This window comes from Devosia sp. T2-14 (assembly GCF_055397495.1).
In genome coordinates, this window is the sequence record NZ_AP027921.1 from 565,404 (window position 1) to 592,147 (window position 26,744).

The window sequence follows — 26,744 nt, forward strand, 5'->3', positions numbered from 1 at the left end:
CCAATTTCGGATTGGCCATGCTGACCCTGCCCCATCGCCCGCAACGCATCGCCGCGGCCACCCTGCTCGCCGCGACGATTGCCGCCATGATCGGCCTCGTGCTCTGGGCCATCCTCGAAGCCGCCACCGGCGCGGCCAGCACCAGTTCGCGCGTCGATATCCCCCACCTGCTGCGGATGACCTCCATTCAGGCGGGCCTGACCACCATTTTGTCGCTGGCCGTCGGCATGGCGCTGGCCTGGGCGCTCAACCGGCTGCGCTTCCCCGGCCGCGACCTCGTCGTGGGCCTCTTTGCCTCGGCCATCGTCACCCCCGGCATGGTCGTTGCCTTCGGATTGCTGTCGATCTGGGGCCGCAATGGCTGGATCAATCAGGCCAGCGAAGCCCTGTTCGGCCTCACCCTCGGCAACCCGGCCTTCGGCCTCTCGGGCATCCTCTTTGCTCATGTGATTCTCGATGGCGCCTTCGCCGCCCGCATCATGCTGGCCCGCCTCGATGCCACCCCGCAGAGCCGGCTCAAGACCGGCCAGTCGCTGGGCCTCGGCGCCTGGCAGCGCTTTTCGCTGATCGACTGGCCCGCCTTGCGCGGCACCCTGCCCGGGCTCGCCGCCATCATTTTCCTGCTGGCTTTCACCAGCTTCCCCATCGTGCTGCTGCTCGGCGGCGGCCCCGCCAACCAGACCCTCGAAGTGGCGATCTATGCCGCCGTGCGCCAGGATTTTGACCTCGTGGGCGCCGTTCGCCTCGCCGCGACGCAGATTGCCGTCTGTTCGGCGGTGATCCTGGCCGCTTCGATGCTCGCCCCCGTGCCCACCAGCTTTGGCGCATCGTCGCCGCCCCGCTGGCGCGATGCCGGTGCGGCGCGCCTGCTGCAGATCCTCGTGCTGCTGCTCGCCACCATCGGCTTCGTGCTCCCGCTGGTTTCGGTGCTGGTCGATGGCTTCCGCCCCGGCCTGATGAACCTGCTGGCCAAGCCGACCTTCTGGTGGGCGGCACTGAGCAGCGTCACCATCGGCGCGGCTTCCGCAGCCCTCACGCTGGCGCTGGCGCTGATCCTCGCCATGGGGCGCGGTGCCACGGCCAGCAGCGGTCTGCGCACCCTGCTCGGTGTGCCCGCCTATGCCTATCTCGCCGTGCCCGCCGTGGTTCTCTCGCTCGGCTTTTTCCTGCTGGTCCTGCAGCTGGGCATCGCCCCAGTCGCCGCGGCGCCCTTCGTCGTCATCCTGGGCAACAGCCTGCTCGCTTTGCCCTTTGCCATGGCGACGCTCGGTCCCCCACTCGAGGCCATTGCCCGCACCCGCGGCAAGCTGATCCGCTCGCTGGGCCTGTCCGGCTGGAGGCAGTTTGCGCTGGTGGAATATCCCCTGCTCGGCCGCGATATCGGCGTCATGCTGGCGCTGGCCTTCTGTTTTTCGCTCGGCGATCTCGGCGTCATCGCCCTGTTCGGCACGCAGGATTTCCAGACCCTGCCGCTGATGATGTTCCGGGCCCTGGGGGCCTATCGCAACAATGATGCGGCCTCCATCGCCGCCATCCTGCTGATCGGCACCATCATTGCCTTTGTCGGACTGCCCAAACTCATCGAAAGGATTGCCCGTGCTGCGCGTTGACAATGTGACCTTCGCCCATCCCGGTCAGGCCGAACGCTACCTGTTCAGCTTTGCCGCCGAGCCCGGCGAAATCACCGCCATTTCGGGCGCCAGCGGGTCCGGCAAGTCCACCTTGCTCGACCTGCTGGCCGGCTTTCTCACGCCCAGCGCCGGGCGGATCGATCTCGATGGCCGCGATCTCGTGCCGCTACCGCCCGAAGCCCGTCCGGTCTCGCTGCTGCTGCAGTCCGAGAGCCTGTTCGAGCACCTGACCGCCGCGCGCAATGTGGCGCTCGGCCTGCCCCCGCGCACGGCAAGGCAGGACATTGCCGCGCAGGTGGCTGCGGCTTTGGCCGAAGTTGGTCTTGAGGGAATTGCCGGACAGACGGCGAGCACGCTCTCAGGCGGACAGAAGCAGCGCGTCGCCTTGGCACGAACCCTGTTGCGCGCCCGCCCGGTGCTGCTGCTGGATGAGCCGTTTTCTGCGCTCGATGACGAAACGCGCCTCGCGGTGCGGGACCTCGTCCGCACGCTGACCATCCGCCATGGCTGGCACACGATCCTGGTCAGCCATCATGTGGATGACGTAACGGCGCTTGCGCAGCGCCGTTACCAGATTGTCGACCGCCGTCTCGTGGCGGCCTGAACTAGTTGCCCCAGGCCGTGAACACCTTGGAGAACAGCGTCTGTGCGGCGTCGTCCTTCTCCAGCGTGATGATGGCGTTGCGGCCGGTGCCATAAACCACCGCCAGATCCATCCAGCGACGGTCCTTCAGCAGATTGGCATTGGTGGCCGCATCGTTCGGCGCCGCGCTAAGCGCGAACAGGAACGAGTTGCCCACGACGCGCGCCGAAGCACCCACCAGCGCCGTACCCGGCACCAGTTCCTGATCCTTGAGCAGAATGCCCGGCAGGTTGGCGATCGTGCCGCCGATGAAGGTGTCGTTGACCTTGAAGTCGACTTCCATCAGGTGGCTGGCCGGCAGGCTCGGATCCGAGTTCTTGCGGATGGTGATATCCACGCCCAGGTTGCGCGCCGGGATGCTGGCGGAGGCTTTAAGCGTCGGCAAGCCCAGCTCATCGGCCCCTTCGCTCCACTCCACCGTGCCCGAGAATGGCACTGCACCCGTCGAACCATCGGCACTGGCTTCAAGCAGCAGCGACTGGCTGCCAGCCAGAACCGCAGGATCAACCGAAGCCGCCGGATCATTGGCAGCAACAGCCGTGGCATCGGCGCCCGGCAGGCGCTCTTCGCTCTTGTCGTCACCCAGGCCAATGCTCGGCAGCACCGATTCATTGCCCGTGGCCTGAACCGGCTCCGGCGTGGGCTCCAGACGATCGTTGTCGATTTCCAGCCCGCTCAGCTCGGCGCTGGGCTGGTCGGTGGCGGTCGGCGCCGTATTGCCGGGGCCGGCAGCGGTGCTGTCGGCCGTTTCGGTCGGCGTTGCCGGATCGAGCGTTGGCGTCGGCGTTGCCGGAGCCGCGACTTCGGTGACGGGCGCCTCAGCCCGGCCGAACATCTGGTCGAGATCGACATAGCCCTCGCGCCAGGCCCAGAAGCCCGCGCCGCCGACACCAGCCAGCAGGATGGCAAAGACCACGAGGAAAATCGTCAGCCCCGCGCCGCCGCGCTGCTGGATCGGCGCGCTGGCAAAGCCCGCGTCATCGCTGATTTCAGCCGCGTCCTCGGCCCGGAACGGCCGGGCGTCCTGAAGGGTCGGAGTGGTTTCGCCGCGCGCTTCGCGGTCGAGTGTTTCAATGGCGCGCTCGATGGCGCCCTGTGCTTCGCTCGGATCGGGTTCGACCTCGACTTCGCGGACGTTGGACAGGGCGGTTTCAACCGGCGGCGTTTCCACCACGGCAACCTGTGCGGTCGCCTGCTGGCGCATCACCGCCTGGTTGCCCAGCGAGGGCTCGATCCGCGAGGTCACGCGAACCGGTTCGACCGTCGAATTGGCGGCCAGCGGCATGGCATCGCGGCGCGGCTCAAAGCTCGGTGCCTTGAGCGGCGTTTCGAGCGGCCGGACATTGGAAATGGGCAGGGGCGAGGTCGGGCCGGTCTTGTTGGCCTCGGCGCGCGCCACGATCGATGGCACGGGCCGCGCGTCAGGCGTCGGCTCGGGCTTGGCTGGCTCTTCCTCGCTGACGAGGTGAACCGGAGCGCCTGATGTAGAGGCCGCCTCCGAAATGATGTCCTCGATCGACATCGGACCGGCTGCTGCCGGCTTGGGCGCCTCAACAGGTGCCTCGGGCTCGGGTTCGGCCGGAGCCTGGACCGTTACCTCTTCCGGGGCCGCCGGAGTGACGGCCTTGGGCGCTTCGGCTTCCACGACGGGAGCCGGGCGCGGCTGTTCCACCGGAACCACCCTGGGGGCTTCCGCCACGGGGGCCGGGGCCGGGGCCGGCACCGGTTCTGGCGGCCGCGCGGCTGCCGGGGGCGCCACCGGGCGGGCGCTGAAGGCGCTGTCGCGCCCCAGCGTGATCACCGCCTCGCTGGCTTCCTGCTCAACCTGTCGGATGCAATCTTCGAGCTGCAGGCGGTGTTGGGTAATGTCGCGTGCGGGCAATGGGGGCGTGATGGCGCGCAATTGTCCGACGAGAGCCGAACGCGCCTTCTCGTAAACCGCCCGCCGGGCAGCCCCATTATTCTCCGGAAGCGCCGAGATCGCCCGGCGCAACAACTCCTTGTAGTCCGCCATTGGTTAGTTGGTACTCACAATTGCAGCGACGTGTTGTAACAAAAATTATCAATCTTGGAATGGGTCAACGACAAGGATCGTGTCCAGACGTTCCGGGCTCGTCGAAAGCATGGCGACGGGCGCGCCGATCTGCTCTTCGATATACCGGACATATTTGACAGCCTGAGCAGGCAATTCGGCCCAGCTTCTTGCCCCAGCAGTAGTTTCCGACCATCCCTCAAGGGTTTCGTAGATCGGCTTAACGCGTGCTTGTGCCCCCATTGAGGCAGGCAAATAATCAATTCGTGATCCATCGAGCTCGTAGCCGACGCAGACCTTGATCTCCTTGAGGCCATCAAGAACGTCGAGCTTGGTCAGCGCAATGCCGGAAATACCCGAAGTCTTGACCGTCTGGCGGACCAGCACGGCGTCGAACCAGCCGCAGCGGCGCGGACGGCCGGTATTGACGCCCACTTCGCGACCGACGGTTGCCAGGTGCTGGCCGATCTCGTCATCGAGTTCGCACGGGAACGGACCTTCGCCGACGCGGGTCGTATAGGCCTTGGTGATGCCCAGCACATAGCCGATCGCCGTCGGGCCAAGGCCCGAACCGGCAGCAGCCTGCCCGGCGACGGTGTTGGACGAGGTCACGAACGGATAGGTGCCGTGGTCGTTGTCGAGCAGGGCGCCCTGCGCGCCCTCGAACAGGATGCGCGCGCCGGCGCGGCGCTTGTCGTCCAGCACCTGCCAGACCTGGTCCATGAAGGGCAGGATTTCGGCGGCGACCGAGGTCAGCTCGTCATAGATCTTCTGCGCTTCGATCTCGGGCAGGCCCATGCCGCGACGCAGCGCATTGTGGTGGGTCAGCAGGCGCTCGATCTTGACCATGAGCGTTTCTGGCTCGCTGAGATCGATCAGGCGGATGGCGCGGCGGCCAACCTTGTCTTCATAGGCCGGACCGATACCGCGCTTGGTGGTACCGATCTTGAGACCAGTGGTCGAATCTTCGCGGATGGCATCGAGTTCGCGGTGCAGCGAGAGAATCAGCGGCGCATTGTCGGCGATGCGCAGGATCTCAGGGGTGATCTCCACGCCCTGGGCGCGCAGCTTGGCCATTTCCTGCACGAAGTGGTGCGGATCAACCACCACACCATTGCCGATAACCGAGAGCTTGCCCTGCACCAGGCCCGAAGGCAGCAGCGCCAGCTTGTAGCTCACCCCATCGATCACCAGCGTGTGGCCGGCATTGTGGCCGCCGTGATAGCGCACCACCACATCGGCGCGCTCCGAGAGCCAGTCAACGATCTTGCCCTTGCCCTCGTCGCCCCACTGAGAGCCGACGACAACCACATTAGCCATGAATACCATCTCCAGGATAGGCGCAACACAAAGGGTCCGGTCGCTGGGACCGCCCCTTCTTTCAACTCGGACGACTGTCTCCCGGCCACTTGCGTAACAGTTTGAACATGGCCGAATAACTGCTAAGTCCGATTGTCCTTACATCACCAGAGCGTCGATGACAAAGCCGCTGAATCACCAAAATCGCGGCATATCCGCCCGAATGCTCGATCAGCCCTATCTGCTCTTGCTTTTGGCCCCACTATTCTGGGGTGGCAATGTGGTTGCGGCGAAGCTGGTAGTCGGCGAAATCGACCCGTTCCTGCTGCTGGCGGCACGCTGCGTGCTCGCGACGCTGGTCATCCTGCCCTTTGCCTGGCGGTTTCTGAAACAGGATTGGCCCACCATCCAGCGCACCTGGCCGCTGCTGATGGCCTATGGCGCCGTCGGCTATGCGCTGTTCAACGTCTTCCTCTATGTCGGCCTGCAGACCACCACCGGCGTCAATTCGGCCATCGAGCAGGCCTCGCTCCCCATGCTCATCCTGGGGGCGAACTTCATTTTCTTCCGCGTGCGCGCCCGCCCGCTGCAGATTCTGGGCGTGCTGCTGGCCATATCGGGCGTTCTCCTCACCGCCACCTATGGCGATCCCACCCGCATCCTGACACTCGACCTCAATGTCGGCGACGGCTTCGTCATCCTGGCTTGCCTGGCCTATACCGGCTACACGCTCGCCCTGCGCTTCCGCCCAAAGATGCACATCATGAGCTTCATGGGCGTCTCCTTCGCCGGCGCCGCGATCACCGGACTGATCATGCTGGCGCTGTTCGGCGGCGGCCTCGGTCAGATCGCTACACTGGCGCAGGCCTCACCCACCGTCTGGGCGGTGATCGCCTATGTCGCCATCTTCCCCTCCATGTTCAGCCAGGTCGCCTATGCCCGCGGCGTCGAACTGGTCGGCGCCAACCGCGCAGCGCCCAGCCACAACCTGATCCCGGTTTTCGGCACGCTCGGCTCGGTGATCATCCTTGGGGAGAGCCTGCAGCCCTATCACTTCCTCGCTGCCGCCATCATCATCTGTGGCATTGTGCTGGCCGAATGGGCCGCGCGCAGCAGGCAGGCCTCCCGCCCCGCAGAATAACCCAGTCCTTAGTGGTGCCCGCTCTGCCGCAGTTGCGGGAACAGCTGCAGGCAGCCATGCGCGATGAGCACCCCGACCAACACCGGCAAGGCCGTGTCGCCACCCGCCAGGAGGATCACGATCAGCCCGGCGACCAGCGGCCGCCCGAGCCCGATGGCCGCCGCCGCGCCCATGCCCGACGCCATGGTCACGGCCAGGGGCACGCCGGGGAACAGCACGCTTATCGATGCACCAGCAGCAGCGCCCGCAAACATCAGCGGAAATATCGCCCCGCCCCGCCAGCCGCTGGCAATGCAGATGGCGCAGGCCAGCGCCTTGAGCAGTCCCAGCGCCAGCAGGCCATGCGCCCCCTCGCGGCCGGCCCAGTCGGCGATGGCACCAAACTCGTCATGGCCGGAAAACCGCAGCAATGGCAGCAGCGCTGCGAGCAGCGCAAACACCACGGTGCCGATCAGCGTCTGAGCCCAGGTCGCCGGCGTTACCCGCGCCAGCAGGCCCGTCGCGCCCGCCCGAACGGCGATGAAGACCACGCCCATCAGCACGCCGAATGGTGCCGGGATCACCGCAGAAATCACGTCCAGACCCGGCTGCCCCGATTGCACCGCCGGCATATGGAGGCGCAGCCCCGCGCCCTGCCCCAGCAGATGCAGGATCAGCCAGAACCCGGCCAAGCCGCACAATCCGGCGAGCAACAGCAGGCCGCTGATTCCGGGCTCGCGTTCCTCGGCGTAGACCGCCGCGCCGGGCGGCGAGGCATAGAGCCCGGCCAACCCGCCCGCCGCACCGGACTGCCCGACCAGTTGCTGTTCGGCCTTGCTGCGGGCAATCACCTTGGTGACAAACACCGACAGTTCGCTCACCACCGCGATAAGCCCGGCTTCCGGGCCGACGGCGCCGCCAAACGCCACCGCCACGATCGCCGAAACCCCCACCACCAGCGCCCGGCGCGGATGGATCGAGATCGGATCGCGCAGCGCTGCGATCTGGGCATCGATGCGGTGTTCGTCGCCGAAACGGCGCAACACCGCGATCAGCAGCCCCCCGGCCATGATGATGGCGGCAATGGTGAGCGGGCCATAGTCGTCGCGCCAGATCAGGGCGCTGAGCATCTGCATGCCGACCAGAAGCAGCCCCGCAGCCAGCCCGCTGGCGGCTCCATGCACGCTGGCAATCGCGATCAGTCTGACCACGGCCCTCTCCCCTGTCGGGAGTAGTAGCGCCCCGCGCCTGGGCAGCGTCAAGCAGCAAAAAGGCCGGTGGCGAACCACCGGCCTTTCCAATTCTCGTTTGCAGCAAGCCTTAGAACTTGAGGGTCTTGGCCTGCTTGACGCCTTCGAGCGCGGCAATTTCTGCCAGCTGCGCCTCGGTCAGCGTGCCGTCGATCGAGACCAGCGCAATGGCGTCCGAACCGACATCGACACGGCCAAGGTTGAAGTTGGCGATATTGATGCCGAGCGTGCCCAGCAGCGTGCCGAGGCGGCCGATATGGCCCGGCTTGTCTTCGTTGGTCACATACAGCATGGACGGCGACAGTTCCGCTTCCATGTTGATTTCCTTGACCTGGATGATGCGCGGCTTGCCATTGGCAAACAGCGTACCGGCAACGCCGCGTTCCTGGCGTTCGGTGGTCACGGTCAGGCGGATATAGCCTTCATAGGCGCCCTGGCGGTCACGCGTGGTGGTCTCGACGGTGATGCCACGATCCTTGGCCACCTGGGGTGCCGAGACCATGTTGACGTCACCCAGCGAGGGCTTCAGCACGCCGTTGATGGCCGCTGCGATCATCGGCTTGACGTTGAGCTCGCCAACGGTGCCTTCGAACTCGATCTTGATGCCCTTGATCGCCGTTTCGGTCAGCTGACCGGCGAAGGAACCGAGCGTCTCGGCCAGCTTGACCCACGGGGTCAGGATCGGCGCTTCTTCGGCCGAGATCGACGGGAAGTTGAGCGCATTGGTGATTTCGCCGCTCATCAGGTAGGCCGAAATCTGCTCGGCAACCTGCAGCGCCACATTTTCCTGGGCTTCGGTGGTCGATGCGCCAAGGTGCGGGGTGCAGATGACGTTGGGCAGTTCGAACAGCGGGTTGTTCTCGGCCGGCTCCTGCAGGAACACGTCGAGCGCCGCGCCAGCAACCTGGCCCGACTTCAGCGCATCATAGAGCGCAGCTTCATCGATCAGGCCGCCACGGGCGCAGTTGATGATGCGAACGCCCTTCTTGGTCTTGGCCAGCGCTTCGGCATTGAGGATGTTGCGGGTCGCATCGATCAGCGGCGTGTGCAGCGTGATGAAGTCGGCGCGGGCCAGCAGTTCGTCCAGCGTCACCTTTTCGACGCCCAGCGCCTGGGCGCGTTCCGGGGTCAGGAACGGGTCGAACGCCACGACCTTCATGCGCAGGCCGATGGCACGGTCAGCGACGATCGAGCCGATATTGCCGGCGCCGATCAGGCCGAGGGTCTTGTTGGTGACTTCCACACCCATGAAGCGGTTCTTTTCCCACTTCGAAGCGCGGGTCGAGGCGTCGGCTTCCGGCAGCTGGCGGGCCAGCGCCATCATCATGGCAATGGCGTGCTCGGCCGTGGTGATCGAGTTGCCGAAGGGCGTGTTCATCACGATGATGCCCTTCTTGGTCGCAGCCGGGATGTCGACATTGTCGACACCGATACCGGCGCGGCCGATGACCTTGAGATTGGTCGCGGCAGCGATGATCTTCTCGGTCACCTTGGTGGCCGAACGGATCGCCAGACCATCATACTGGCCGATGACTTCGAGCAGCTTTTCCTTGTCCTTCCCCAGATCGGGCAGGTAGTCGACCTCGACACCATTGTCCTTGAAGATCTGGACGGCGGTCGGGCTCAGCTTGTCTGAAACGAGAACTTTTGGCATGGGAATTTCCCTGAAATTTGAGTGAAATTCCCCTCTCTGCTCCGAGCTTTGGCATGGTGTCGCCGCTTACTCGATCAGCGCCTCCCCCTTGTAGAGGGGGAGGTTGGGAGGGGGTATCAGAAGTTAGGCAGCAGCCTTGAGAGCGGCCTTTTCCTGGGCGAAAGCCCAGTCCAGCCACGGGGTCAGCGCTTCGAGATCGGACGCTTCGATGGTCGAACCGGCCCAGATGCGCAGGCCCGCCGGGGCATCCTTGTAGGAGCCGAAGTCATAGCCGACGCCGAGCTTGTCGAGGCGGGACACGATGGCCTTGGCGAACGCGGCCTGGCCGTCGGCATCCAGTGCAGCGATGTCGGCATCGACGATCGACAGGCACACCGAGGTGTTCGAGCGCTGATCGGCATTCTTGGCGAGGAAATCGACCCAATCGGTCTTGGCGACCCAGTCGTTCAGCACCTTGAAGTTGGCGTCGGCACGGGCCTGCATCGCCTTGAGACCGCCGATTTCGAGGCCCCACTTCATGGCGTCCACTGCGTCTTCGATGCACAGCATCGAAACGGTATTGATGGTCTCGGCCTTGAAGATGCCTTCGATCAGCTTGCCGCCCTTGGTCATGCGGAAGATCTTGGGCAGCGGACGCTCGGACTTGTAGGTCTCGAGGCGTTCGACGGCGCGCGGCGACAGGATCAGGATGCCGTGGGCAGCTTCACCACCGAGCGCCTTCTGCCAGGAGAAGGTCACCACGTCGAGCTTGGCGAAATCGAGGTTCTGCGCAAAGGCGGCCGAAGTGGCGTCGCAGATGGTCAGGCCTTCGCGGTCGGCCGGGATCCAGTCAGCATTGGGCACGCGCACACCCGAAGTGGTGCCGTTCCAGGTGAAGACCACGTCGCGCTTGAAGTCGACCTGGGTCAGGTCGGGCAGTTCGCCATAGGGCGCATCGAGAACGCGCACGTCATCGAGCTTGAGCTGCTTCTGCACGTCGGTGACCCAGCCGGCGCCGAACGATTCCCAGGCGAGCATGTCGACGCCGCGGGCGCCCAGGGCGCTCCACAGGAACATTTCGACAGCGCCGGTGTCCGAAGCGGGCACGATGCCGATGCGGTAGTCTGCCGGAACTTCGAGCAGCTCGCGCGTCAGGTCGATGGCCTGCTGGATGCGGGCCTTGGCGGGCTTGGCGCGGTGCGAACGGCCGGTCAGCGCGTCGGCAAGCACCTCAAGGGTCCAACCAGGACGCTTTGAGCATGGGCCCGACGAAAAATTTGGATTAGCCGGTTTTACCGCCGGTGCGGTTTGGGGCGTATCAGCCATCTTCAGCGACCCTCCCAGGTCTATGCGTCTCGCGTTAGGGCGAGATGTCCTGTTTTCAGAACTACGGGAAGGCGCGGAAAACCGCAAGAGACAAAGTGATTTGGAAAATCAGCCATGCAGGTTCGTGTAGGCTCAAACAGGAACATGCCGAGAACGAACAGGAAGAATTGGCACACCAGCGGCATACGAGATTCACGACCCGTTCCGGCAAGGAGATAGGCGATGGCAGACGAAACGAAACCGATACCGCGCGACACGCTTGACGCCGTGGGTCGATATACGCGCTTCACAATCTTGGCAGAGTTGAACCGAGCGTTCGCATGTTCCGGGCTCTCGATTGATCAAGTGGCGAGCCGTATCGGCTGGCGTCCGGTGCAGGTGCGGCGCTTCTTATCCGGAAAGACAAAGACCCAGATTGAGATGGTGGGGGAAACCGCGTTCGCTATTGACGGCTCGCTTGTATCCTTCAGCCTTTCCCCCTCCCCTTCACGATAGGAAGAGACAGATGAGCGAGGCTGACCGCGAACTGTTGTCTGAAGCCCTTGACCTCTGCGTCCGCGCGAGAAAGCTGGATGCCCAGGGCCGAGCCAACGCCGCTGTCTCCGCGTCGGCGGATCCTGACGCCATGCGCGATCTGCTGCCAAGGCTTGCCGCTAGACACAATGAGCGCTTCCCCTTCCAGCCTATGGAAAGCCGCTCGGCCACCATTCCTTTATGGGTGCAGGATCAATATGAGCGCGACCTTGCAGACTGGGAGCGTCGCGCCCGCCAACATTTGATGAAGTCCTGACCATGCGCCGCCTCTCTGACCACCAGCTCCACATCCTCACCGTCGTGAACAAGCACGGCCGAATCTGCATCGGGCTCCCGGTGGATGCGGAATGGGCTCCGATTGCTGCGGAGCTGCGGCAGCTCGCCAAGTGGCGATTCCTGATCGAGGATGGCAGCGGGGACGATGGCCCGGCCTATGAGCTGGCGCCGGCAGGACGCGCCCTAGTAGGCCTCTGACCGATAGCTCGCCCCAGGCGATGGCGTCGACGATGGTGACAGAATCAGCCCGACGCCCTTCGCACCGCACTTGGCGCAGCGCAGGCGCGCCGCCAGCGGGTTGGGATCGCCGACGTGCACAAAGTCCGGCCCAAGCTTCGCGGCCAGCGCCACAAGGTCCAGCTCCGAGCCATGTAAGCACTCGGTGGAGTTGCAATAGGCCCTTACCGTGTAGCCATCGTCGATAAGGGCTTGGAGGGTGTTGACTGTGAACGACTGCATTCCGGCAAGGGTAGATGGATTCCCGGCACTGGCAAGCCGTTCACCTGTATCGTGAAGTCGCAGCAGGGGAACCGGTACACGATAGTGAGGCGGCCAGCCACGCGAAACGGTGCCCAGTCCCAGTTCGGCGGCACGGCGTGGTGCGGGCAGACGACGTGATCGCTCATTGCCGAAGCACCAACTTGGCGAGCCATTCCCAAGCCCCGGTCACCGCGGCGATCAGGCCGCCAATGGTGGATATGCCGGCAATGCCGAACACCCACGAGATCCGCTTGCCGGTCTTGAGCAGGTCGCGCCAAGCCTCAATCGTTGGCTCGACGTCCGACTGATGGGCGCCCAGGCTATCCTTGAGCCCCTGCACTTCACCCCTCACCTGTCCGTCTACCTCACCGAGGATCCGGATATCGCCTTTGATGGCGCCGACGTCATCGGCCATGGCGTCCATGCGCTCATGGAGCCGCGCCCGGCTTTGTCGGGATGCTTCCCTCTCCTCTTGGAAATCGTCACGAAGCTGCTCCATCATTTTGAGCAAGAGGGTGCTGTCACCGGCCACTGGGCTACTTCCCGTTGATGATGTCCATGAGGGTGCGTCGGCGCTTTCGCGGGGCTTCCTCCACTATGCCGCGCTCATAGTCCTCGAACGGCACCAGAGGCGGCTTGCTGGCGTCCCTGTCGCGCCAGCCCTGCCGGTAGGCGCCGAGCGTCAGGAGCGCCAGTAGGCCACCGATGACGCCTTGCCAGCCGAACGTGCGCCAGGCCGCACCGAGGAGGACCCCAGCGATCACCACCCATACCCAAGTGGGGATCATGCCCCACAGAAACGACCAAACCCAATCGATCATGACGGCCTCACACGGGACTGAATGAACAGGAATGCGCCGATGCCGAAGCCGCCGACGATGACAAAGGCCAGCGCCCACTGGACTGGGCCGGTGCCGGCAAAGAGCGCGCCGAGGGTGGCGAGGATGCCCGAGGCCCAGGCCACGTTCTCTTTGGTCACGATGGGCTCGCCGCCGGGCTTCGCGCCGACATTGTTGGACGAGACGTGCGCGCCGCGCGCCCACAGCCCGGCCTCGGCGGCCCGCCGGTTCACAAGGCCATCCATCTTGCTGCCGTCGTTGTGGACCCATCGGGCCATCTGGCCCGGCACGGCTGCATAGTCCCCGGCATTCAGCTTATTGAGCAGGGTGGAGCGTCGGAAGGCATCATCCCCGATGTTGTAGGTGAAGCTGACCAGGGCGCCGAACTGATTGTCCGTCAGCGCGACCTTAACGAGGCCTTCGACCACGGCCGCAACTCGGGCCAGCTCGATCGACAGAAGCCGCCCCGCCTCAGGCTCGGTGATGGTCTGGCCCTTGCGCACCGGCTGGCCGCCAATCTTGGTGGTGCCATAGCCGATCGTCCACGGCGTGCCGTCGCGAGAGCCGGGATCCGGATAGGCTTCCGCGCGAAAGCCCTCCCACTGTTTGACGAGCGAAAGCGTCTCCGCGTTAACGGATCGGGTCATCATTGAACCTCTATGTGTGGGTGGTCGTTACCCTCGGGCGAAAGCGGGAGGGGCAAATGCCGAGGAAGAAAATCGAGGTGCGCGACGATGACACCCTGATCATCAGGGCGAAGGTCACGCGCGTGTCACCGGATGGGGATCAGGTGACTATCCAGGTGTGGGGCCAGCACATTACCGGAGCCATTGAGTACATGCCGTTTGAGAAGCACGAGAAGGGGAACAACTGGCCGGGGTGACACGGTTGCAATACTTCCGCTACGACAGTATTGATCAAATATGCTGCTTTCCGGAATTGCTTTTCTGATTGGTTCGTTCTTCCCTGAGAGGAAGCCCAAACCTCCGCGATTTTCGTCTGTGGATGAGTTTTTGAACTACCTGGAAGAGAACGAAGCCATCGCGTGCGACGATCTGAGCCCAGAAGAGAACGCAATCGCGCGTGCCGCCGTCCGCATTCGTCGCGCGGCCATCCGCCCCGGCACCTGGGCGGATGATGATTGGTACATTCTCCCGAACGAGCGCCACATCTGGCTGGGGCGATAGAGCACTATTGCCGCTAACGGGTTTTGCCTTTATCCGAGTTTAAGTCTGGTTCAGTTGCGGTAGGCGCGCGAGGAACCGACGCTTTTACAAATTAGGCATTGCAATATTGAAACTAATTCGAACAGTCGAACTCGGCCTGGTTGTGTTGGCTGTAGCCCTCGCCCTTGTATGGTTCTTCACGTAGTGACGAACCTCAACGGCGAAGGCTGAAACACCCTGATCTTAGGCCTTACGTCGCGGATTGCTCCTCAGGCTTGGCTCTCCATGAGCAGTACCAGACGGCCAACGCAATGCCGTAGTAACCACCCCAATACACATATTGGTCAGTCATGCAGGCTGCGTAGATTACAAGCAGTCCGATGGACGCGACATAAAGCCCCCGATCCCCACAGAATATCGTTCTAACCGCCAAGATGGCGGGGAGCAAAAAGAGCAGCACCCCGAAAATACCGTTACGCAGGAAAAGCGCGGCGATGGAGTTGTGTATCGAGTGCTCTCTGGCACCGTGCCCCTTGAGGACCTCTGCCGTATCGAAAGTCGCTCCAAAACCCTTGCCAGTGAGGAAGGACGCAGGCTGTTGCTTCATTTCTTGGAACACCAAGTAGGATTCCAAATAGCGCTGGTCTACCGGCAACCCGCCTTCGGTCTCGATTTCCACAATCGCTTGCGAGGGGCTCCAAACGAAGCTCCCGAAACGGCCAAATGTGCTCAGAAGCGGCTGTGAGAACAAGCCTGCCAACACCAAGACCAGCAACGCTGTCTTCCCGATGGTCCCCCACCTCATTTGGCTTCTGTCGAATATGAGGGTCCAGAACCAGGCTGCTCCGGTCGCAAGCACGGCCACTATGATGTTCATCCGGAACTGGGAAGCGCCCACGCCCGCAATGATCACGAGGGGCGCCAAAACAACGCTAGCGCGCGCAGCAGTAAGATATAGGACGATGGCGAGCGCTATCCCGTAGTGAATGTCAGGCGGGATGCTTACCTTGTTCCCGCCAGACCAAAAATACAGTCCAAGGATGACTGCCGAAGTCGCGGCCGCCCCGGCCACCATTACGCGAAAGATCACAGACCGCAGCCGATTGGTGTCTGCGGTTCTAAAAAGCTCCTTCGTTACAAGGAAGTACGCGAAGGTTGCGCCCATACCGGCAGCGTCAGCAGCATAATAAAATAGACTTGGCTGGGATTGGTATACAAAGGGGCTCGCCAGACCCAGCAGAAGAAAGACGACACCGACAATAGCGATCCTGGATCGGAGAGCCTTGAGTACGCGCTTAGGCCCCAAGAAAAGGCTGGCCCCCATGAGATACGCTAAAGGGGCTAGCTTCATGGCATACACGAGGACAGCGCTTGAGAGGCCTCCTTCAGATGTCCAGATGTACCCGTGCAGCAACAACAGAAGCGGGTTAAGCAAGACAAAGGGGACGAACAGGCAGGCTGCCACCACGCGTTCCGGCTGATGCCAATCACCAAATAACTTCATACTGACGTTGATTCCGCTCGCCCGACACGGCCCACCAAATGGCACGCGCCCATTCAGTTGTCACCAGCCGCTACGCGCAGGGACCGCTTTCTAGACCGCGCTAAACTCGCGCTTTGGCCTGCGGAGTGATCGGTATTACTATTCCCTGCCCTTCCAGGACTCTCGATCCCGACGCATCCTCCACCCAAGTGGCGATGGTGGCGCGTCTCCGGTCGAGCGCGACCACTTCCGCAATTGCTTTATAGGGCTCCCCGATGAAAACGGGTTTGATGAACGACACCGTCTGCGATAGCCAAAGCGTCCCTAGCCCGGGCATATCCATGCCGAAAATCCCTGAGAATTTCGCGAGTGAGATCACCCCGTGCGCAATTCTGCGCCCAAAAATGGTGGTAGCCGCGTATTCATCGTCGAAATGCACAGGGTTGAAGTCACCTGAAATCTTCCCGAATGCCGTCACGTCTTCGTCAGTGACGCGGTAGTCTCGTTCGACCCGATCGCCAACAGCCATTTCCGAAATGGTCTTGCATGCGCGCGGCTTTTCCATGCTATTTCCTCGAACTCGCTTCGAACACCGTGAAGGAACACAATCCATGGCCTATGCAGTCTATGGCGCCGGCGGATTTGCCAGAGAAATAGCACCGCTCTTGCGGAGGATTTGGCTGTCCGGTGACGCTATGCTCCCCGACACCATGGAAGGGGCGGCGGATATTGTGTTTGTGGACGACAGCCCCGACCGAAAGCAAGTGGTAAACGGCTACGGCGTAATCCGCTTTGATGAGCTCTGCTCCTCTGAACACCATTCGCGGAAGGTTGTGATCGGTATCGGCAGCGGGGAAGTGCGCGCGAAGTTGGAAGCTAAATGTGCGCAAGCTGGGCTCGCGATTTACACAGCGATCGCCCCGTCAGCGATCATCTTGGATGAGGTAGAGTTGGGCCCTGGCTCCGTGATCTGCGATCAGGTTATCCTTACATCCAACATCAAGGTCGGCCGTTCATTCCAGGCAAACCTAAATAGCTACGTCGGGCACGACTGCGTCATAGGCGACTACGTGACTTTCGCGCCACGCGTGAACTGCAATGGTAATGTCCATATCGGCAACAATGTCTACGTCGGCACCAATGCAAGCATCATTCAGGGGACGTCCGACGACCCCCTGACGATTGGGGAGGGTGCCATCATTGGGATGGGCGCTGTCGTCACCAAACCTGTCCCGCCGAAGACCTTAGTCGCAGGAAACCCAGCTCGCGCGATAAGGACGCTTGAGTAGCCATGCACTTCAGGCACTGATGGTGCCAAAGGTTTTCCACGTTCCCGGCGTTCCGGCGGTTGTGCAAACCCAACCCACATTGCCGCCGGGGGCTGCTGCGCTGTTGAAGACAAGATCCCCAACGGCGTGAGCGCCCGTAGTTGGTGCAATCCCTCTGGACCAATACACCTTCATCGCGCCGTTGTAGACGATCCACGCCCCGGCAGCTGGGATCTTCACCCCGTCGCCGCCGATCGTGTTCACAATTTCAAGGGAAGCGTTGCCGCCGGATGCTTCGTTCCGCAGGCGCAACGCCGGGCCTGCTCCCTTGTTTGTCAAATCATAGACGGCCTGCGTCGCGTGGTTATTCTTAGCACGCTGCGTCCCACTGGCGCCCATATCGTGGTAACCTAGACGGCCTACAACATTGGGCTCGACTGCGGCCGTGGCGTCGACACGACTAGCCGTCCCTAGCACTGGGTCGTAGCCCTCAACGTACGGGACGCTGGTGCAGTCGATCGTGTTCTGCTGTCCTGTATCGACATACCAAGACCCCGTAGCAGCCGTACCCGCTGGGTTGTCCATTTCGGAATAACGCGGGATCAGCGTGTTCCGCAGGCCGCCCAGGCGCGCCAACTTGAAATCCGGGCCGATCCACTCAAGCGATGGGTTCAGAAAAATGTTCCCGTTATTGGCGTATGGCGTGCTCTTGATGTAAATGTGGCTCGCCACGGCAGAGTATATACCGGCCACGCTCGCCTGATTGCCCGTGAAGAAACCGCCATAGAAGCGGTTCATGTTGACCCAGCCACTCGCATCGGCGCTGGCGCCGTAGATGCCAACGCAGTTGTCCGTCATGAACCCAAGATGGAAGTCGTTGTAGACCGTGCCGCGCTGGTTCCCATACAGGAACATTCCAATCGTCGCGTTGCGACTGCCGATGTGGAACTCCCCCTGGTAGACGTTCTGGAACAGAAAACTCCAACGCTCCTTGGAGTAGTCAGCAGAAGGCCAGTGGACAAGGAGCCCACCCAAGAGTTTCGGCGCGAATAGGATATTCCCGGCTGTCGCCAAGTACTGGACGGCAGAGCCTTCATCAAAGGTCGGGCTGATCGTCGTGTTATCGGCCAAAACGAGGCCAATGCCCGAAAAATTAAGCTGGAGCGACGTGCTGTAGACCCCGCGTAGGAGCCTGAGAGTTGCGTTCTTGGCAACGCAGTATGCGATGGACTGGATGATCTCAGGACCATCATCGGTCGCCCCATCGCGGACAGCGCCGAACATCTCAGGCCGCGCCTCAGCCTCAGCCAGCTCATACCAAACCACAGTCACAGCATCGGCAAGGGTGATCGAGAGCTTGCCGGCGTGCGCCGGTTCGCTGGCGACCTTCTTGTAAAGGGCCCCACCGCCGTCGCCGGCCGAGGCATAGCCGTCCGTGCGCAAACCGTCTGGCGCCGTGGCTGGATGGAGGTTAGCGATCGCCCATGCGCGGCTCGGAATGCCGCCTACGGGCTGGCCTACTAGTTCGTACCCGGCCTCGGCCGGGTTGACGACAAGCTGCTTCCCGGCGTCACCTGGCGCAATCGCTGGCAGATTGAGCCCGGCCGCGTAGCCTGCCGCCTCGGCTGCGCTGCCGGCTGCGGCCATGGCCGAACTCTCGGCCTGATCAACAATCTGCCCCAGCGTTTCGAGGTCGATCACCTCACCCACCGGGATTTGATCAATAGTGTCGATCGTGACGCCGGCCGCCGTCTTGAGGATGATCTTAAAGGGATTGGCACTGGCGATGAAGATTGCCGCAAAAGCGCCTGCCGCGTTCGCAATCACCGGATTGGTGTGCGGCGTCGAGGCGTTAGAGTTCTTATAGATCGGGATAAGGCTCGAAGTGCCGGCCCTATAGAAAAAGAGCTGCGCGCCGGCATAAGGGTTTCCGTTCGCGTCCAGAGCCTGAAAACGGGGATCAAAGAGAATGGCTATGACAGCCTCCTACGGTACGGGGTTGGTCAGGCGCGGCGGCGCGTGGGGAGCGTCAGGGGCTCGAAGGTGACTTCGGGCGGGGCCATGAAGGGAATGCGGGCCAAGGCGTTTGGCTGGGCGCTGGCGGGCGCGGAAAGCGCGCTCAGGGCGTTTACAGGCGCCAGAGCGTTGCCGGTGGGGGCGGCAGGCGCGCCAGAGGCAAACTTGCTCGCCCCGCTCTGCTCGATTCCGCCGGGCAGCGAGGTCCATTGATCGTTCAGCGCCGACGCCACGCGGGAGGTATCTCCGGCTTCGAGGTCCGCAAGAAGTTCCCTGCCCGTCTTGGCCTTGTAGGTTTCGCTGGCGAGGTTCCACGCCGCTGCATCCTGGTTGGCGGGGGAGAAATCCGTGAGCCCGAGGCGCGCTGCCTGATCGTCCCAAGTCGATCCGAGAAACTGATATTTCCCGGCTGCGCTCGACGTCTGTCCTTTGTTCGGCCCGCTGGTGATGGTCACTGCCCGGCGCGGGTGGTCAGCAAAGTCCGAGAATTTCGAGCCGCCATAGATCACGTCATAGGCGCCAGCGCTTTCAGGGCCCGCCAGAGCGTCAAGAAACGACCGCGCGGCGGGTGGGATAGTTGTGGCCATGTGGGGTTCCCATAGAAAAAGGCCCGCCGAAGCGAGCCTTGGATATTTCCAGCGATGATGTTCAGTCTTTAGCGGAGCGGTCTATTAGCCAACCAGTTGCGCACATTGGCCACAACCCAGAGCCAAAAGAAGCCGCCCATACCGGCGCCCCATACCGACTGCGGCAGCGGCTCCCCTGCCGCTTGCGCGCCAAAGGCGATGACGGCACACACGATGCCGCCCCATGCACCCCAGATCAGGGCGTTCGCTTCTTTTTTCTCCATACCCTCTTGTATCAGTTGAGGGCGTTCGCACGCAATGCAGCAAGAGCATTCGGGGGGCGATTATTCATCGCTGCAACAGCATTCGACGCCGCACCAACTGTTGGGCCACCCAGCATTTCTGCTAGGTTGGTTTTCCCCGCCAGCAGCTGATTGGTGAGATAGGCCTTACCTGGGCCAGACAGCGCCAAAGCCGCGAGCGCATTGGGGGCCTGCGAGCCGAGCGCGAAGCCCGCGACGGCGCCTGCTGTGTCGGCCACGCTGTTCCCCGCCAACGCCCCAAGCGTAGCCGGCAGGCCGGATGTCATCCCGCGGACGGCGAGGCGAGCTGCCGTCCCAGAGTTGGGAAGTGGAGACATCCCAGCCACGCCAGCGCGTGCCAACTCTGCAAAGTCGCCTTGCCCTCGAACATAGGCGCGCTTGTTCTGTTGAGAGACTGCGCTTCGAAGGTTCGCGGGGGTAATGACGCCCATTGCTGTCGCTTCGCCCGCGCGGGATGCCGCTTGCTCCAAAACCAGCAAATTGCGGTAGTCACTGCGCGCCTGCTGCCAAGCCCCAAGATCGGCTGGGTTGGCTGCTGCGATCGAGCGCTCCATAGCGTCATCCAGCGAGCGCTGGATGCCAAACAGGGCGTCACCGAGTGAGGCATCGGTCGCTTTGCGTGCCTGGGCATTCAGACGGCTGCGCATCGCCTGATAGGCGTCACCGCTGATAGTGCCGCCGTTCTTCCGTACGGCAGCAGCGATATCGCGCAGTGTGCTTTCGATAACAGGCGCCCGAGCACTCTCGTTGACCATCGAGAAATAGTCGCGAACCACGCCACCCAGCTCCTGGCCAAGAGTTTGATCGGCGCGCAACGTGTTGCGGACCGCCAAGTCATCAAACTGCTTGCCGATGGACGTGAAGGCATTGTCCATGACTTCGGGTGTGGCGCGCGGCGCGCTGATGCCTGCACGGCTCAAGGCGGCCTGGGTGAATTGATCCGCCTGCCTTTCGGTCAAATCAGATAGGCGGGGGCCGCCCAGCTCGCTCTCCATGTTGCGGAGCGTTGGACTACCCGTCATTTGCCCGGGCGACAACTCCACGCCTTCGCGAGCAAGCACGTCATTCACCGCCTGCTTTTCTGCCGAAATCGGGTTTGGCGTAATGGCCTTCTTCCCCGCCTGAGCTGCGCCAGCGACCGAAAGGCCTCCCAAGATCTGGGCAGCGATTTCGGCGTATGGGTTGTCCGTGACCTGCTGCACGGCGCCAGCCGCCGCACCCGAGCCGAGCGCGGTTGCTGCCTGCCCGACTGCCGAGCGGATTGGGGTGGCCGATTTGGCGACAATACTTGCCCCGGGGACAAGCGTGGCCCCCACCTCTTGCCCAATGCGGCGAATGACCTGGTTTCCCGGGTCCTCGCTCGTCGGCCGGATCGAGGGTGCCATAAGGTCCTTGATGGACTGACTTCCGCCGATGGCGTTTACAGGTAATTGAATGTCGCCGCCCGTCGCCGCGTTAATACCTGCGGCGCCAAGACGAAGCGCGCCTTGCGCAAGATCAACGGGCAGGCCCAGCACCGAAGCGATGCCCTCATTTACGCCGGACGTCCCCTGCGCGAATGCGGTCTCGTTGAATGGCGTAGGCGTTGGGACAGCCATCGGGCCGGGCTCGACATACCCCGGCCCGCCGCCGGGGACCGGCAGATCCGCAAGGTATGGGTCTTGCGCTGCCGGCGCAGTGGCGGCCCCCATCGGCGCGGCATCGGCCGGCGCTTGAACCGGGAACCGCTTCTGGATTGCCGCCTTCATCACGTCAGGCGCAGTGCCGTCAGGGAATTCAGCGATCGAACCATCAGGAAGCTGGACTTCGATCATTCGAGTTCACCTGTGTCGGGGTTCCAGACAAGTCGTGTCGGGGATGCAGGGGCGGCCTGCGCAGGCGCCGCTGATGCGGGCGCCGACTGTTGGGACCGCGCCCGCTCTAGCCCAAGTGCGATGACGGATTTTAGGTCGTTTAGCGCGGCCACGAAATCGGCCTTGTTCTGAACGCGGCTGAGGCGCGCAATTGCGTCGGTGGCCTTCTTGCCTTCCACCTCGGTGATCTGGCCGCCCCCCTTGAGGCTTTCGAACGCCTGCAGGAAGGCCGAACCTTGCAGCTGCTCAATGCGAGCCACAACGCCCGCCTGTGGCGTGCCGGGGATGGCCGGCAGAATGCCGCCAAGCCCGATGGCCTGCTCAAGATTGGGATCGTTAATCACGGCGTCGATCATCGCCAGGGAATTTTCGGCCGAGGCGACAGCCGCCGGAGCGCCCATAGTGTTTTCGACATCGGCCTTACCCCTGGCGGTGCCAGAAGCGGTATCGTACGCCTCCTGGAAATTCTCCTTGGGAACGCGATCCACAACTTGCCGTGTGAGTGGGTCGAGGATGCCCCAATGCGTGCCGAGGTCGATCTTGTCCGACTTCGTGGCCAGGGTGACGCCCTCGGGCAACTGGCTCTGCACCATGGTACCGTCGTCGCGGGTTTGAAGCGGCACAACGTTGCCCTGCGCATCTTGCCCGTACGACAGATTAAGCGACGTTTTCGGCCCCTTGGCCGCCTCGCTGACCTTGAACGCGAATTCCTGCAGACGCTGTTCAAGCTCCCGCTCGTTCTGCGCAAGGTTGAGCTGCCCCAGCGTATCCACTGAGGCCCGAGCTACGATAGGCGCTAGGTCAGGCCGCCCACGGAATGCATCGACGTTCATGCCCGACCCGGCCAGCATGTCGAGCGACTGCTCCCACATCTGCGGGTCGGCCTGACCGTCGATCTTGCCGCCCATCACGCCGAACGCCATGGAGCCGATATTCTGCAGGCTCTGCTTGGCGAGGGTGAGGTTGTTGCTCTCCATTTGCTGGCGAGCGTTCACGCCCTCGGACATGGCCTGTACGGCGTTGATTTCGGGGTTCTGGACCGCAAGGGCCATCGGTTGAATTGCCATTACCGTGCGAAGCTCCAGCCGTTACCGAAATTGTTGGACGCCATGCCAAGGCCGAAACCGGCCTGCTTTGAGAGGTTCGAAAGGGCATTGCCCCAAGCATTGGCCCCGCCAACATAGCCGGAGGCCGTGGCCGCGCCCTTGTCCTGAATGGTCTGGCCCATCTGCGCGACGGCGTTCTGACCAAGCGCATTCTGGTTGGCGACGGTTGCTTGCCCGCCGGTCGAAGCTGCCGAAAGGCGGTCGAGATAGTTGTTGTAGGTCTGGTCAGCCACGCCCTGGCTGTATTTGGTGATGGCCTTGAGCCCTGCCCCGCTGTTTTTCATGCCGAGCGCGGCCAGCGAGTTCTGGACGCCCTCGCGGCCCTGATCCATCTGGAACTGGTAGCCGGGGGTTTCCTTGAACCCGGATTGGAAGGTCCCAGCCTTAGCTGCATCGGACAGCCCCAGCTCGCCCATGTAGGCATCGAGCGCAGTCTTGCCGGCCGTCATCCATGGCATGCTGTCTTGGCGGGACTGGTTGTACTGCTGCTCCTGCAGGGACAGCGCCTTGTCGGCCGCCTGCGCCTGCGTCTGGGCCGCCTGGTTGGCAGCGTTTGCGCCCATCGCCCCGGCGGCAAGCGAGGCTGCGCCACCGATCGCCGCGGCGCCGAGAATGGCCATTGTCGTGCCGATTGCCATTATACGAGCTCCTTGATGTAGCGGCTCTCCATGAGGCGGAAGCCCTTGCCCTTGAGCAGGCGGCCGATGGCCTTGGAGCGGTCATTTTCGAGGGTGGAGAGGAGGCAGAACGACGCGCCGAAGCCCTTGGCGTGCTCGAGCATGGCATCGAGCAATGCGAACCCGTCGCGCCCTGCCCACCAGAAGTTTTCTTCGACCATCCAGGTGGACGGCGCGAAGTAGACCGGTGCGTATGTCCCGCCGATCAGCCCTTCGCCATTCGTGAGCAGCACCGCCTGCGGGCTGTCGATCATGAACCGCAGCATCCGGGCGATGCCGGCCGGATCGTATTCGCCCATGAAGCTGTGCGGACTCATGGCGTGGAACTTCGCCCCCATCTCAACCAGAGCGGGGATGTCCTCGACCGTAGCTGTGCGAACCGTCATGGCTCGACGGGCCAATACTTCGGATCGCGGAAATCCGCCGGTATCGGGTCCATCCCCTCGATCTCCCCGGAACGGTCACGGACCGCCTGCCGATACGCTGCCATCTCGGGAGATGGCGGTTCCCCGTTGATAGACCTGATATCGACCCAATCAGTGTAGGCCAGGATGCGCCCAGCCCACTGTTTGACCTCGCGCGGGTCGATGACGGGAATCTCGACAGGCTTCGGAGTGGCAACGCCGCCCGGAAGATATGTCGTCTCAGCATCGATTGGCCCGAGGCAGTAGATTGCCTCCCCAGGCCGCAACGCGCGCCGCTCAAGCACCCGCTGTCGGCGGTTGGTGCTGCTGCCCGTGCGCCGCACTGCCCCCGTGGCTGCATCGTATATTGCGAAATGGTGCATCATCGCTTGAACAATGCTCCGTTGAGAACCCCGCCATAGATCGAGAAGACGCCCGGCCCCACCAGCGTCGTGGCAAGGATGGCGTAAGTGGGGTTTGTCCCAGGCGTCGGGTCGACAAACTGGATGGCCATGTTGGATGCGAAATTGTCGTCGTAGTAGATGGCGCCAGAAGTTGCGATGACGATGCCGTTTCTGGTGAGCCGGAGGTCGTAGCTACCAAAGTTTGCGGCGTTGACCGAAGGAAGCCCCTGGACCGCCGTGAAGGTCAGAATGACGCCGGTTGTGCTCGTCGCCGTGACGGGGACAGCTATGGTTATGAGAGGTGCCCCGTTGGGCGCCCCGCTGCCAGCCTGAACGCCAACAGTGATCTCCGAAATGGCATTCAGCGCCACCTTGCCGGTGGTGATGGTTCCGTTCACCACAAGATTGCCGTCGATGATGACGTTGCCCAGCACGGCCGAGATGGCCTCCAAGCTGTCCACCTGGATCTTGTCTGCAGTGACCTCGCCGTCTTCGATTGTGACGGCCTCGACCAGCTCGGCAATCGCCTTCATGAGCCGGAAGCCTTCGCCAGTCAGCCGGCCGTCGCCGTCCGCCCATCGCATGGTGGGGCTGACGTGGTACTTCTTCTTCTTGACCTCAGCCATTGACCAGATCCCCGTCGACATCGGCGCCCAGGATCGAGAAGTCGACGTCATCGGTGCACGACACCATGACCGCAGGCTTGCGCCCCAAGCCGAGGTTGCGCCACGTCGCGCGCCGGCCGAATTCGCCAATCTTTCCTAGCGACCGGGCGCGCTCATTGCCGAAGGTTTCACCATCCGGCGCCAGTCGCAACATGACCATTGGATCGGGCTGATCGACTGCGGCGCGACCCACCTCACAGTCGAGGAAGAACTTGCGCAGGTTGACCTTCCGAGAGCCCTCGGTGATCGGCGCAGATATGGCCACGCGCTCCAGAATATCGCCGTTGTCGGTGTTGAGGCCGCGCACAAGCTGTGCCACGCCCCAGATGGTCAGATAGAGGTCGCAGGTGGAATACTGCGAACCGAGTAAGTCCCAATCGTCCAGCCCGAAGGTGCGGGCCTCGTTCCACAGGCCGGTTGACAGGTTGCATTGCAGCGACAGATATCCGGGGAAGCGCAGCGTAACGAACTTGTGCCCCTCGTCGGTGTAGGAGAACGCCTCGCAGGCCTTCACGGCGTCCCGGGGCAACGTCGCAATCTTGCGTTCGACGCTATGGGTAGAAATCCGCATGGGGCGATACCCGTCGGCGCGATAGACGATCAGATCGTCGCCCAGCCAGATCAGGCTATTGTCCTCGGACACCACAGAGAGAGGGGCGGCGCACCCGCGCTGCATGACCGTGTTGGGCACGAACGCGCTATCGACGCTGCCGCTCAGTACCCAAATCTCGGTGGTTTCAGACCCGAACAGCCAAAGCTCTTTCAGGTTCTCATAGACCCGCACCAGCACATCCGGCTTGCCCTCGGCAGTCGCGAAATCGAGCCCATCCCACGACTGCATATCGTTGGGGCCAGACCACCAGAACCGACCAGTGCCGGGCTCGGAATAGACCGCCCTGCCCCCGAGGAAAGTCAGGTGCCCAACCGTGCTTTCGGTTGTCGGCCTGGTGAAGGTCGTGCCGTCCCAATGGTAGAGTTTGGTGCCGTCCGAGATCGCCACTTCGCCATTGTCGTCAAACACCATCGTGCAGCGGGTCACAGACGTATCCAGCGTGCCGCGCTCGGTCATAGCGGTGCCCACCATCGTGTAGAACTTGTTGCCGATGACCAGGTAATAGGTGGTGCCGTTCTTCTCGATGCAGCGCTTTACGCCGACAAAGTCGCGGTAGTTGTCGACGGCGCGGCGCTGCCGGCGGATGACACGGCGGCGGCCGGAGGTCTCCGCCTCAACGAACATGTTGATCAGGTTTTCTCGGCTGTTTTGCAGTACCGCGCTTTCGCCGGACTGCATGGAGAACGGGATTTCGAGCCCGCGCCGGATTACCATCCGATAGCTCCGAAGCGACGGCGACCGGGAAGCCTGGTCAGCGCCAGATCATAGCCGCTGGGCTCCTGCTGCGCCTGGACGTGCAGGTTGACGATGGCTGTCTTGCCCGCGGCGGCATCAATCGCCACGTCTGGGCTCAATTCGGTGCCGAACAGAGACGGCATGCGGAGCGCAAGATTTGCCGAAACTGCCGAGACGATTTCGCCCTCAAGCACCGTTCCGCTGAAAATGGTGATGGTGAGCGGCTGGGCCAGATCGTCAGCCGCATAGCTCTGGATCGAGCGCTCAAGCACCCACTGGCCGAGCATGGCCTTGAGGGCGCCGTGCATGGTGCCTGCGTCGGCAGCTTCAAGCGGCTCCTCGGCGGCATTGATGCCTGCCCGCTCGCGCGCCTGGACAATGATCTCTTGGACTGTGGCCATG

The 26,744-nt window shown here is 62.9% G+C and carries 29 protein-coding genes; 9 read left to right on the top strand and 20 right to left on the bottom strand.

Annotation, left to right across the window (positions count from 1 at the left end; genetic code table 11):
* The first annotated feature begins 17 nt into the window (after positions 1 to 17).
* Complete coding sequence (locus ACZ5WT_RS02730; RefSeq protein ID WP_464285858.1) at positions 18 to 1,610, top strand: ABC transporter permease family protein; 1,593 nt, start codon at positions 18 to 20, stop codon at positions 1,608 to 1,610.
* The gene (locus tag ACZ5WT_RS02735; RefSeq protein ID WP_464285859.1) at positions 1,597 to 2,235 is read left to right on the top strand and encodes an ATP-binding cassette domain-containing protein; all 639 of its coding nucleotides are present in this window, start codon (positions 1,597 to 1,599) and stop codon (positions 2,233 to 2,235) included. The genes ACZ5WT_RS02730 and ACZ5WT_RS02735 overlap by 14 nt, the downstream gene beginning before the upstream one ends.
* A 1-nt stretch (position 2,236) precedes the next feature.
* Here the strand turns inward: ACZ5WT_RS02735 and ACZ5WT_RS02740 are convergent, their stop codons facing one another.
* Positions 2,237 to 4,288 (bottom strand): DNA polymerase III subunit gamma/tau domain-containing protein, encoded by a 2,052-nt coding sequence (locus ACZ5WT_RS02740; RefSeq protein ID WP_464285860.1) that lies wholly within the window; start codon positions 4,286 to 4,288, stop codon positions 2,237 to 2,239.
* Between the two features lie 48 nt (positions 4,289 to 4,336).
* Complete coding sequence (locus ACZ5WT_RS02745) at positions 4,337 to 5,626, bottom strand: adenylosuccinate synthase (protein WP_464285861.1); 1,290 nt, start codon at positions 5,624 to 5,626, stop codon at positions 4,337 to 4,339.
* A 157-nt stretch (positions 5,627 to 5,783) separates the two neighbouring features.
* Between ACZ5WT_RS02745 and ACZ5WT_RS02750 the strand changes: the two genes are divergently transcribed.
* Entirely contained in the window at positions 5,784 to 6,746 is a 963-nt protein-coding gene (locus ACZ5WT_RS02750; protein WP_464285862.1) for a DMT family transporter, read from the top strand.
* Between the two features lie 8 nt (positions 6,747 to 6,754).
* Here the strand turns inward: ACZ5WT_RS02750 and ACZ5WT_RS02755 are convergent, their stop codons facing one another.
* The 3 genes from ACZ5WT_RS02755 to ACZ5WT_RS02765 all read right to left on the bottom strand — a co-directional run bounded on the left by ACZ5WT_RS02755 (position 6,755) and on the right by ACZ5WT_RS02765 (position 10,934).
* Positions 6,755 to 7,936: a chloride channel protein gene (locus ACZ5WT_RS02755; RefSeq protein ID WP_464285863.1), complete on the bottom strand. Its 1,182-nt coding sequence runs from the start codon at positions 7,934 to 7,936 to the stop codon at positions 6,755 to 6,757.
* Between the two features lie 109 nt (positions 7,937 to 8,045).
* The gene (gene serA, locus ACZ5WT_RS02760) at positions 8,046 to 9,629 is read right to left on the bottom strand and encodes a phosphoglycerate dehydrogenase (protein WP_464285864.1); all 1,584 of its coding nucleotides are present in this window, start codon (positions 9,627 to 9,629) and stop codon (positions 8,046 to 8,048) included.
* Positions 9,630 to 9,752: 123 nt separating this feature from the next.
* Positions 9,753 to 10,934 carry a phosphoserine transaminase gene (locus tag ACZ5WT_RS02765; RefSeq protein WP_464285865.1) on the bottom strand — a complete coding sequence of 394 codons (1,182 nt, stop codon included), beginning with the start codon at positions 10,932 to 10,934 and terminating at the stop codon, positions 9,753 to 9,755.
* A gap of 222 nt (positions 10,935 to 11,156) precedes the next feature.
* Between ACZ5WT_RS02765 and ACZ5WT_RS02770 the strand changes: the two genes are divergently transcribed.
* Genes ACZ5WT_RS02770 through ACZ5WT_RS02780 form a run of 3 tightly spaced genes read left to right on the top strand, consistent with a single transcriptional unit; the run spans position 11,157 to position 11,942 of the window.
* Entirely contained in the window at positions 11,157 to 11,429 is a 273-nt protein-coding gene (locus ACZ5WT_RS02770; RefSeq protein WP_464285866.1) for a hypothetical protein, read from the top strand.
* A 10-nt stretch (positions 11,430 to 11,439) separates the two neighbouring features.
* Positions 11,440 to 11,724, top strand: coding sequence for a hypothetical protein (locus ACZ5WT_RS02775; protein ID WP_464285867.1), 285 nt, complete (start codon positions 11,440 to 11,442; stop codon positions 11,722 to 11,724).
* A 2-nt stretch (positions 11,725 to 11,726) separates the two neighbouring features.
* Positions 11,727 to 11,942: a hypothetical protein gene (locus tag ACZ5WT_RS02780; protein ID WP_464285868.1), complete on the top strand. Its 216-nt coding sequence runs from the start codon at positions 11,727 to 11,729 to the stop codon at positions 11,940 to 11,942.
* 424 nt (positions 11,943 to 12,366) lie between these two features.
* On the opposite strand, the gene ACZ5WT_RS02785 is transcribed toward ACZ5WT_RS02780, so the two are convergent.
* Genes ACZ5WT_RS02785 through ACZ5WT_RS02795 form a run of 3 tightly spaced genes read right to left on the bottom strand, consistent with a single transcriptional unit; the run spans position 12,367 to position 13,710 of the window.
* Positions 12,367 to 12,756 carry a hypothetical protein gene (locus ACZ5WT_RS02785; protein ID WP_464285869.1) on the bottom strand — a complete coding sequence of 130 codons (390 nt, stop codon included), beginning with the start codon at positions 12,754 to 12,756 and terminating at the stop codon, positions 12,367 to 12,369.
* Positions 12,757 to 12,760: 4 nt separating this feature from the next.
* Positions 12,761 to 13,045, bottom strand: coding sequence for a hypothetical protein (locus ACZ5WT_RS02790; protein ID WP_464285870.1), 285 nt, complete (start codon positions 13,043 to 13,045; stop codon positions 12,761 to 12,763).
* Positions 13,042 to 13,710, bottom strand: a complete 669-nt coding sequence (locus ACZ5WT_RS02795) for a lysozyme (RefSeq protein ID WP_464287142.1) — start codon at positions 13,708 to 13,710, stop codon at positions 13,042 to 13,044. The genes ACZ5WT_RS02790 and ACZ5WT_RS02795 overlap by 4 nt, the downstream gene beginning before the upstream one ends.
* A gap of 56 nt (positions 13,711 to 13,766) precedes the next feature.
* Between ACZ5WT_RS02795 and ACZ5WT_RS02800 the strand changes: the two genes are divergently transcribed.
* Together ACZ5WT_RS02800 and ACZ5WT_RS02805 are read left to right on the top strand one after the other, a co-directional pair.
* On the top strand, positions 13,767 to 13,946 hold the full coding sequence (locus ACZ5WT_RS02800) for a hypothetical protein (protein ID WP_464285871.1): 180 nt from the start codon (positions 13,767 to 13,769) through the stop codon (positions 13,944 to 13,946).
* Between the two features lie 40 nt (positions 13,947 to 13,986).
* On the top strand, positions 13,987 to 14,250 hold the full coding sequence (locus ACZ5WT_RS02805) for a hypothetical protein (RefSeq protein WP_464285872.1): 264 nt from the start codon (positions 13,987 to 13,989) through the stop codon (positions 14,248 to 14,250).
* Positions 14,251 to 14,479: 229 nt separating this feature from the next.
* On the opposite strand, the gene ACZ5WT_RS02810 is transcribed toward ACZ5WT_RS02805, so the two are convergent.
* Complete coding sequence (locus ACZ5WT_RS02810) at positions 14,480 to 15,733, bottom strand: hypothetical protein (protein ID WP_464285873.1); 1,254 nt, start codon at positions 15,731 to 15,733, stop codon at positions 14,480 to 14,482.
* Between the two features lie 100 nt (positions 15,734 to 15,833).
* Positions 15,834 to 16,277, bottom strand: a complete 444-nt coding sequence (locus ACZ5WT_RS02815; protein WP_464285874.1) for a MaoC family dehydratase — start codon at positions 16,275 to 16,277, stop codon at positions 15,834 to 15,836.
* Positions 16,278 to 16,323: 46 nt separating this feature from the next.
* On the opposite strand from ACZ5WT_RS02815, the gene ACZ5WT_RS02820 reads away from it, so the two are divergent.
* On the top strand, positions 16,324 to 17,001 hold the full coding sequence (locus ACZ5WT_RS02820) for an acetyltransferase (RefSeq protein WP_464285875.1): 678 nt from the start codon (positions 16,324 to 16,326) through the stop codon (positions 16,999 to 17,001).
* A gap of 9 nt (positions 17,002 to 17,010) precedes the next feature.
* Here ACZ5WT_RS02820 and ACZ5WT_RS02825 read toward each other — a convergent pair whose 3' ends face one another.
* The 10 genes from ACZ5WT_RS02825 to ACZ5WT_RS02870 form a co-directional block, all read right to left on the bottom strand.
* Positions 17,011 to 18,807, bottom strand: coding sequence for a hypothetical protein (locus ACZ5WT_RS02825; protein WP_464285876.1), 1,797 nt, complete (start codon positions 18,805 to 18,807; stop codon positions 17,011 to 17,013).
* Positions 18,808 to 18,983: 176 nt separating this feature from the next.
* On the bottom strand, positions 18,984 to 19,583 hold the full coding sequence (locus tag ACZ5WT_RS02830; RefSeq protein ID WP_464285877.1) for a hypothetical protein: 600 nt from the start codon (positions 19,581 to 19,583) through the stop codon (positions 18,984 to 18,986).
* Positions 19,584 to 19,651: 68 nt separating this feature from the next.
* Positions 19,652 to 19,846, bottom strand: coding sequence for a hypothetical protein (locus ACZ5WT_RS02835; RefSeq protein ID WP_464285878.1), 195 nt, complete (start codon positions 19,844 to 19,846; stop codon positions 19,652 to 19,654).
* Positions 19,847 to 19,857: 11 nt separating this feature from the next.
* Positions 19,858 to 21,699 (bottom strand): hypothetical protein, encoded by a 1,842-nt coding sequence (locus tag ACZ5WT_RS02840; RefSeq protein WP_464285879.1) that lies wholly within the window; start codon positions 21,697 to 21,699, stop codon positions 19,858 to 19,860.
* Positions 21,696 to 22,805: a hypothetical protein gene (locus tag ACZ5WT_RS02845; RefSeq protein ID WP_464285880.1), complete on the bottom strand. Its 1,110-nt coding sequence runs from the start codon at positions 22,803 to 22,805 to the stop codon at positions 21,696 to 21,698. The genes ACZ5WT_RS02840 and ACZ5WT_RS02845 overlap by 4 nt, the downstream gene beginning before the upstream one ends.
* Positions 22,805 to 23,482 carry a hypothetical protein gene (locus ACZ5WT_RS02850; RefSeq protein WP_464285881.1) on the bottom strand — a complete coding sequence of 226 codons (678 nt, stop codon included), beginning with the start codon at positions 23,480 to 23,482 and terminating at the stop codon, positions 22,805 to 22,807. The genes ACZ5WT_RS02845 and ACZ5WT_RS02850 overlap by 1 nt, the downstream gene beginning before the upstream one ends.
* On the bottom strand, positions 23,482 to 23,907 hold the full coding sequence (locus ACZ5WT_RS02855) for a GNAT family N-acetyltransferase (RefSeq protein ID WP_464285882.1): 426 nt from the start codon (positions 23,905 to 23,907) through the stop codon (positions 23,482 to 23,484). Before ACZ5WT_RS02855 ends, ACZ5WT_RS02850 begins: the two co-directional genes overlap by 1 nt.
* Positions 23,908 to 24,307: 400 nt before the next feature.
* Positions 24,308 to 24,955 carry a hypothetical protein gene (locus ACZ5WT_RS02860; RefSeq protein ID WP_464285883.1) on the bottom strand — a complete coding sequence of 216 codons (648 nt, stop codon included), beginning with the start codon at positions 24,953 to 24,955 and terminating at the stop codon, positions 24,308 to 24,310.
* Entirely contained in the window at positions 24,948 to 26,321 is a 1,374-nt protein-coding gene (locus ACZ5WT_RS02865) for a hypothetical protein (protein WP_464285884.1), read from the bottom strand. Before ACZ5WT_RS02865 ends, ACZ5WT_RS02860 begins: the two co-directional genes overlap by 8 nt.
* The gene (locus tag ACZ5WT_RS02870; protein WP_464285885.1) at positions 26,315 to 26,743 is read right to left on the bottom strand and encodes a hypothetical protein; all 429 of its coding nucleotides are present in this window, start codon (positions 26,741 to 26,743) and stop codon (positions 26,315 to 26,317) included. The genes ACZ5WT_RS02865 and ACZ5WT_RS02870 overlap by 7 nt, the downstream gene beginning before the upstream one ends.
* Position 26,744 lies beyond the last annotated feature (1 nt).

What these genes read in the sequence shown, in the direction of transcription:
- ACZ5WT_RS02790 (WP_464285870.1), bottom strand. Translation starts at nt 13,045, where the DNA reads ATGATCGATTGGGTTTGGTCGTTTCTGTGGGGCATGATCCCCACTTGG.
- ACZ5WT_RS02800 (WP_464285871.1), top strand. Translation starts at nt 13,767, where the DNA reads ATGCCGAGGAAGAAAATCGAGGTGCGCGACGATGACACCCTGATCATC.
- ACZ5WT_RS02780 (WP_464285868.1), top strand. Translation starts at nt 11,727, where the DNA reads ATGCGCCGCCTCTCTGACCACCAGCTCCACATCCTCACCGTCGTGAAC.
- ACZ5WT_RS02850 (WP_464285881.1), bottom strand. Translation starts at nt 23,482, where the DNA reads ATGGCAATCGGCACGACAATGGCCATTCTCGGCGCCGCGGCGATCGGT.
- ACZ5WT_RS02840 (WP_464285879.1), bottom strand. Translation starts at nt 21,699, where the DNA reads ATGATCGAAGTCCAGCTTCCTGATGGTTCGATCGCTGAATTCCCTGAC.
- ACZ5WT_RS02775 (WP_464285867.1), top strand. Translation starts at nt 11,440, where the DNA reads ATGAGCGAGGCTGACCGCGAACTGTTGTCTGAAGCCCTTGACCTCTGC.
- ACZ5WT_RS02750 (WP_464285862.1), top strand. Translation starts at nt 5,784, where the DNA reads ATGACAAAGCCGCTGAATCACCAAAATCGCGGCATATCCGCCCGAATG.
- ACZ5WT_RS02860 (WP_464285883.1), bottom strand. Translation starts at nt 24,955, where the DNA reads ATGGCTGAGGTCAAGAAGAAGAAGTACCACGTCAGCCCCACCATGCGA.
- ACZ5WT_RS02845 (WP_464285880.1), bottom strand. Translation starts at nt 22,805, where the DNA reads ATGGCAATTCAACCGATGGCCCTTGCGGTCCAGAACCCCGAAATCAAC.
- ACZ5WT_RS02770 (WP_464285866.1), top strand. Translation starts at nt 11,157, where the DNA reads ATGGCAGACGAAACGAAACCGATACCGCGCGACACGCTTGACGCCGTG.
- ACZ5WT_RS02745 (WP_464285861.1), bottom strand. Translation starts at nt 5,626, where the DNA reads ATGGCTAATGTGGTTGTCGTCGGCTCTCAGTGGGGCGACGAGGGCAAG.
- serA (WP_464285864.1), bottom strand. Translation starts at nt 9,629, where the DNA reads ATGCCAAAAGTTCTCGTTTCAGACAAGCTGAGCCCGACCGCCGTCCAG.
- ACZ5WT_RS02740 (WP_464285860.1), bottom strand. Translation starts at nt 4,288, where the DNA reads ATGGCGGACTACAAGGAGTTGTTGCGCCGGGCGATCTCGGCGCTTCCG.
- ACZ5WT_RS02835 (WP_464285878.1), bottom strand. Translation starts at nt 19,846, where the DNA reads ATGGAGAAAAAAGAAGCGAACGCCCTGATCTGGGGTGCATGGGGCGGC.
- ACZ5WT_RS02730 (WP_464285858.1), top strand. Translation starts at nt 18, where the DNA reads ATGCTGACCCTGCCCCATCGCCCGCAACGCATCGCCGCGGCCACCCTG.
- ACZ5WT_RS02865 (WP_464285884.1), bottom strand. Translation starts at nt 26,321, where the DNA reads ATGGTAATCCGGCGCGGGCTCGAAATCCCGTTCTCCATGCAGTCCGGC.
- ACZ5WT_RS02855 (WP_464285882.1), bottom strand. Translation starts at nt 23,907, where the DNA reads ATGACGGTTCGCACAGCTACGGTCGAGGACATCCCCGCTCTGGTTGAG.
- ACZ5WT_RS02870 (WP_464285885.1), bottom strand. Translation starts at nt 26,743, where the DNA reads ATGGCCACAGTCCAAGAGATCATTGTCCAGGCGCGCGAGCGGGCAGGC.
- ACZ5WT_RS02805 (WP_464285872.1), top strand. Translation starts at nt 13,987, where the DNA reads ATGCTGCTTTCCGGAATTGCTTTTCTGATTGGTTCGTTCTTCCCTGAG.
- ACZ5WT_RS02815 (WP_464285874.1), bottom strand. Translation starts at nt 16,277, where the DNA reads ATGGAAAAGCCGCGCGCATGCAAGACCATTTCGGAAATGGCTGTTGGC.
- ACZ5WT_RS02830 (WP_464285877.1), bottom strand. Translation starts at nt 19,583, where the DNA reads ATGGCCACAACTATCCCACCCGCCGCGCGGTCGTTTCTTGACGCTCTG.
- ACZ5WT_RS02795 (WP_464287142.1), bottom strand. Translation starts at nt 13,710, where the DNA reads ATGACCCGATCCGTTAACGCGGAGACGCTTTCGCTCGTCAAACAGTGG.
- ACZ5WT_RS02810 (WP_464285873.1), bottom strand. Translation starts at nt 15,733, where the DNA reads ATGAAGTTATTTGGTGATTGGCATCAGCCGGAACGCGTGGTGGCAGCC.
- ACZ5WT_RS02820 (WP_464285875.1), top strand. Translation starts at nt 16,324, where the DNA reads ATGGCCTATGCAGTCTATGGCGCCGGCGGATTTGCCAGAGAAATAGCA.
- ACZ5WT_RS02765 (WP_464285865.1), bottom strand. Translation starts at nt 10,934, where the DNA reads ATGGCTGATACGCCCCAAACCGCACCGGCGGTAAAACCGGCTAATCCA.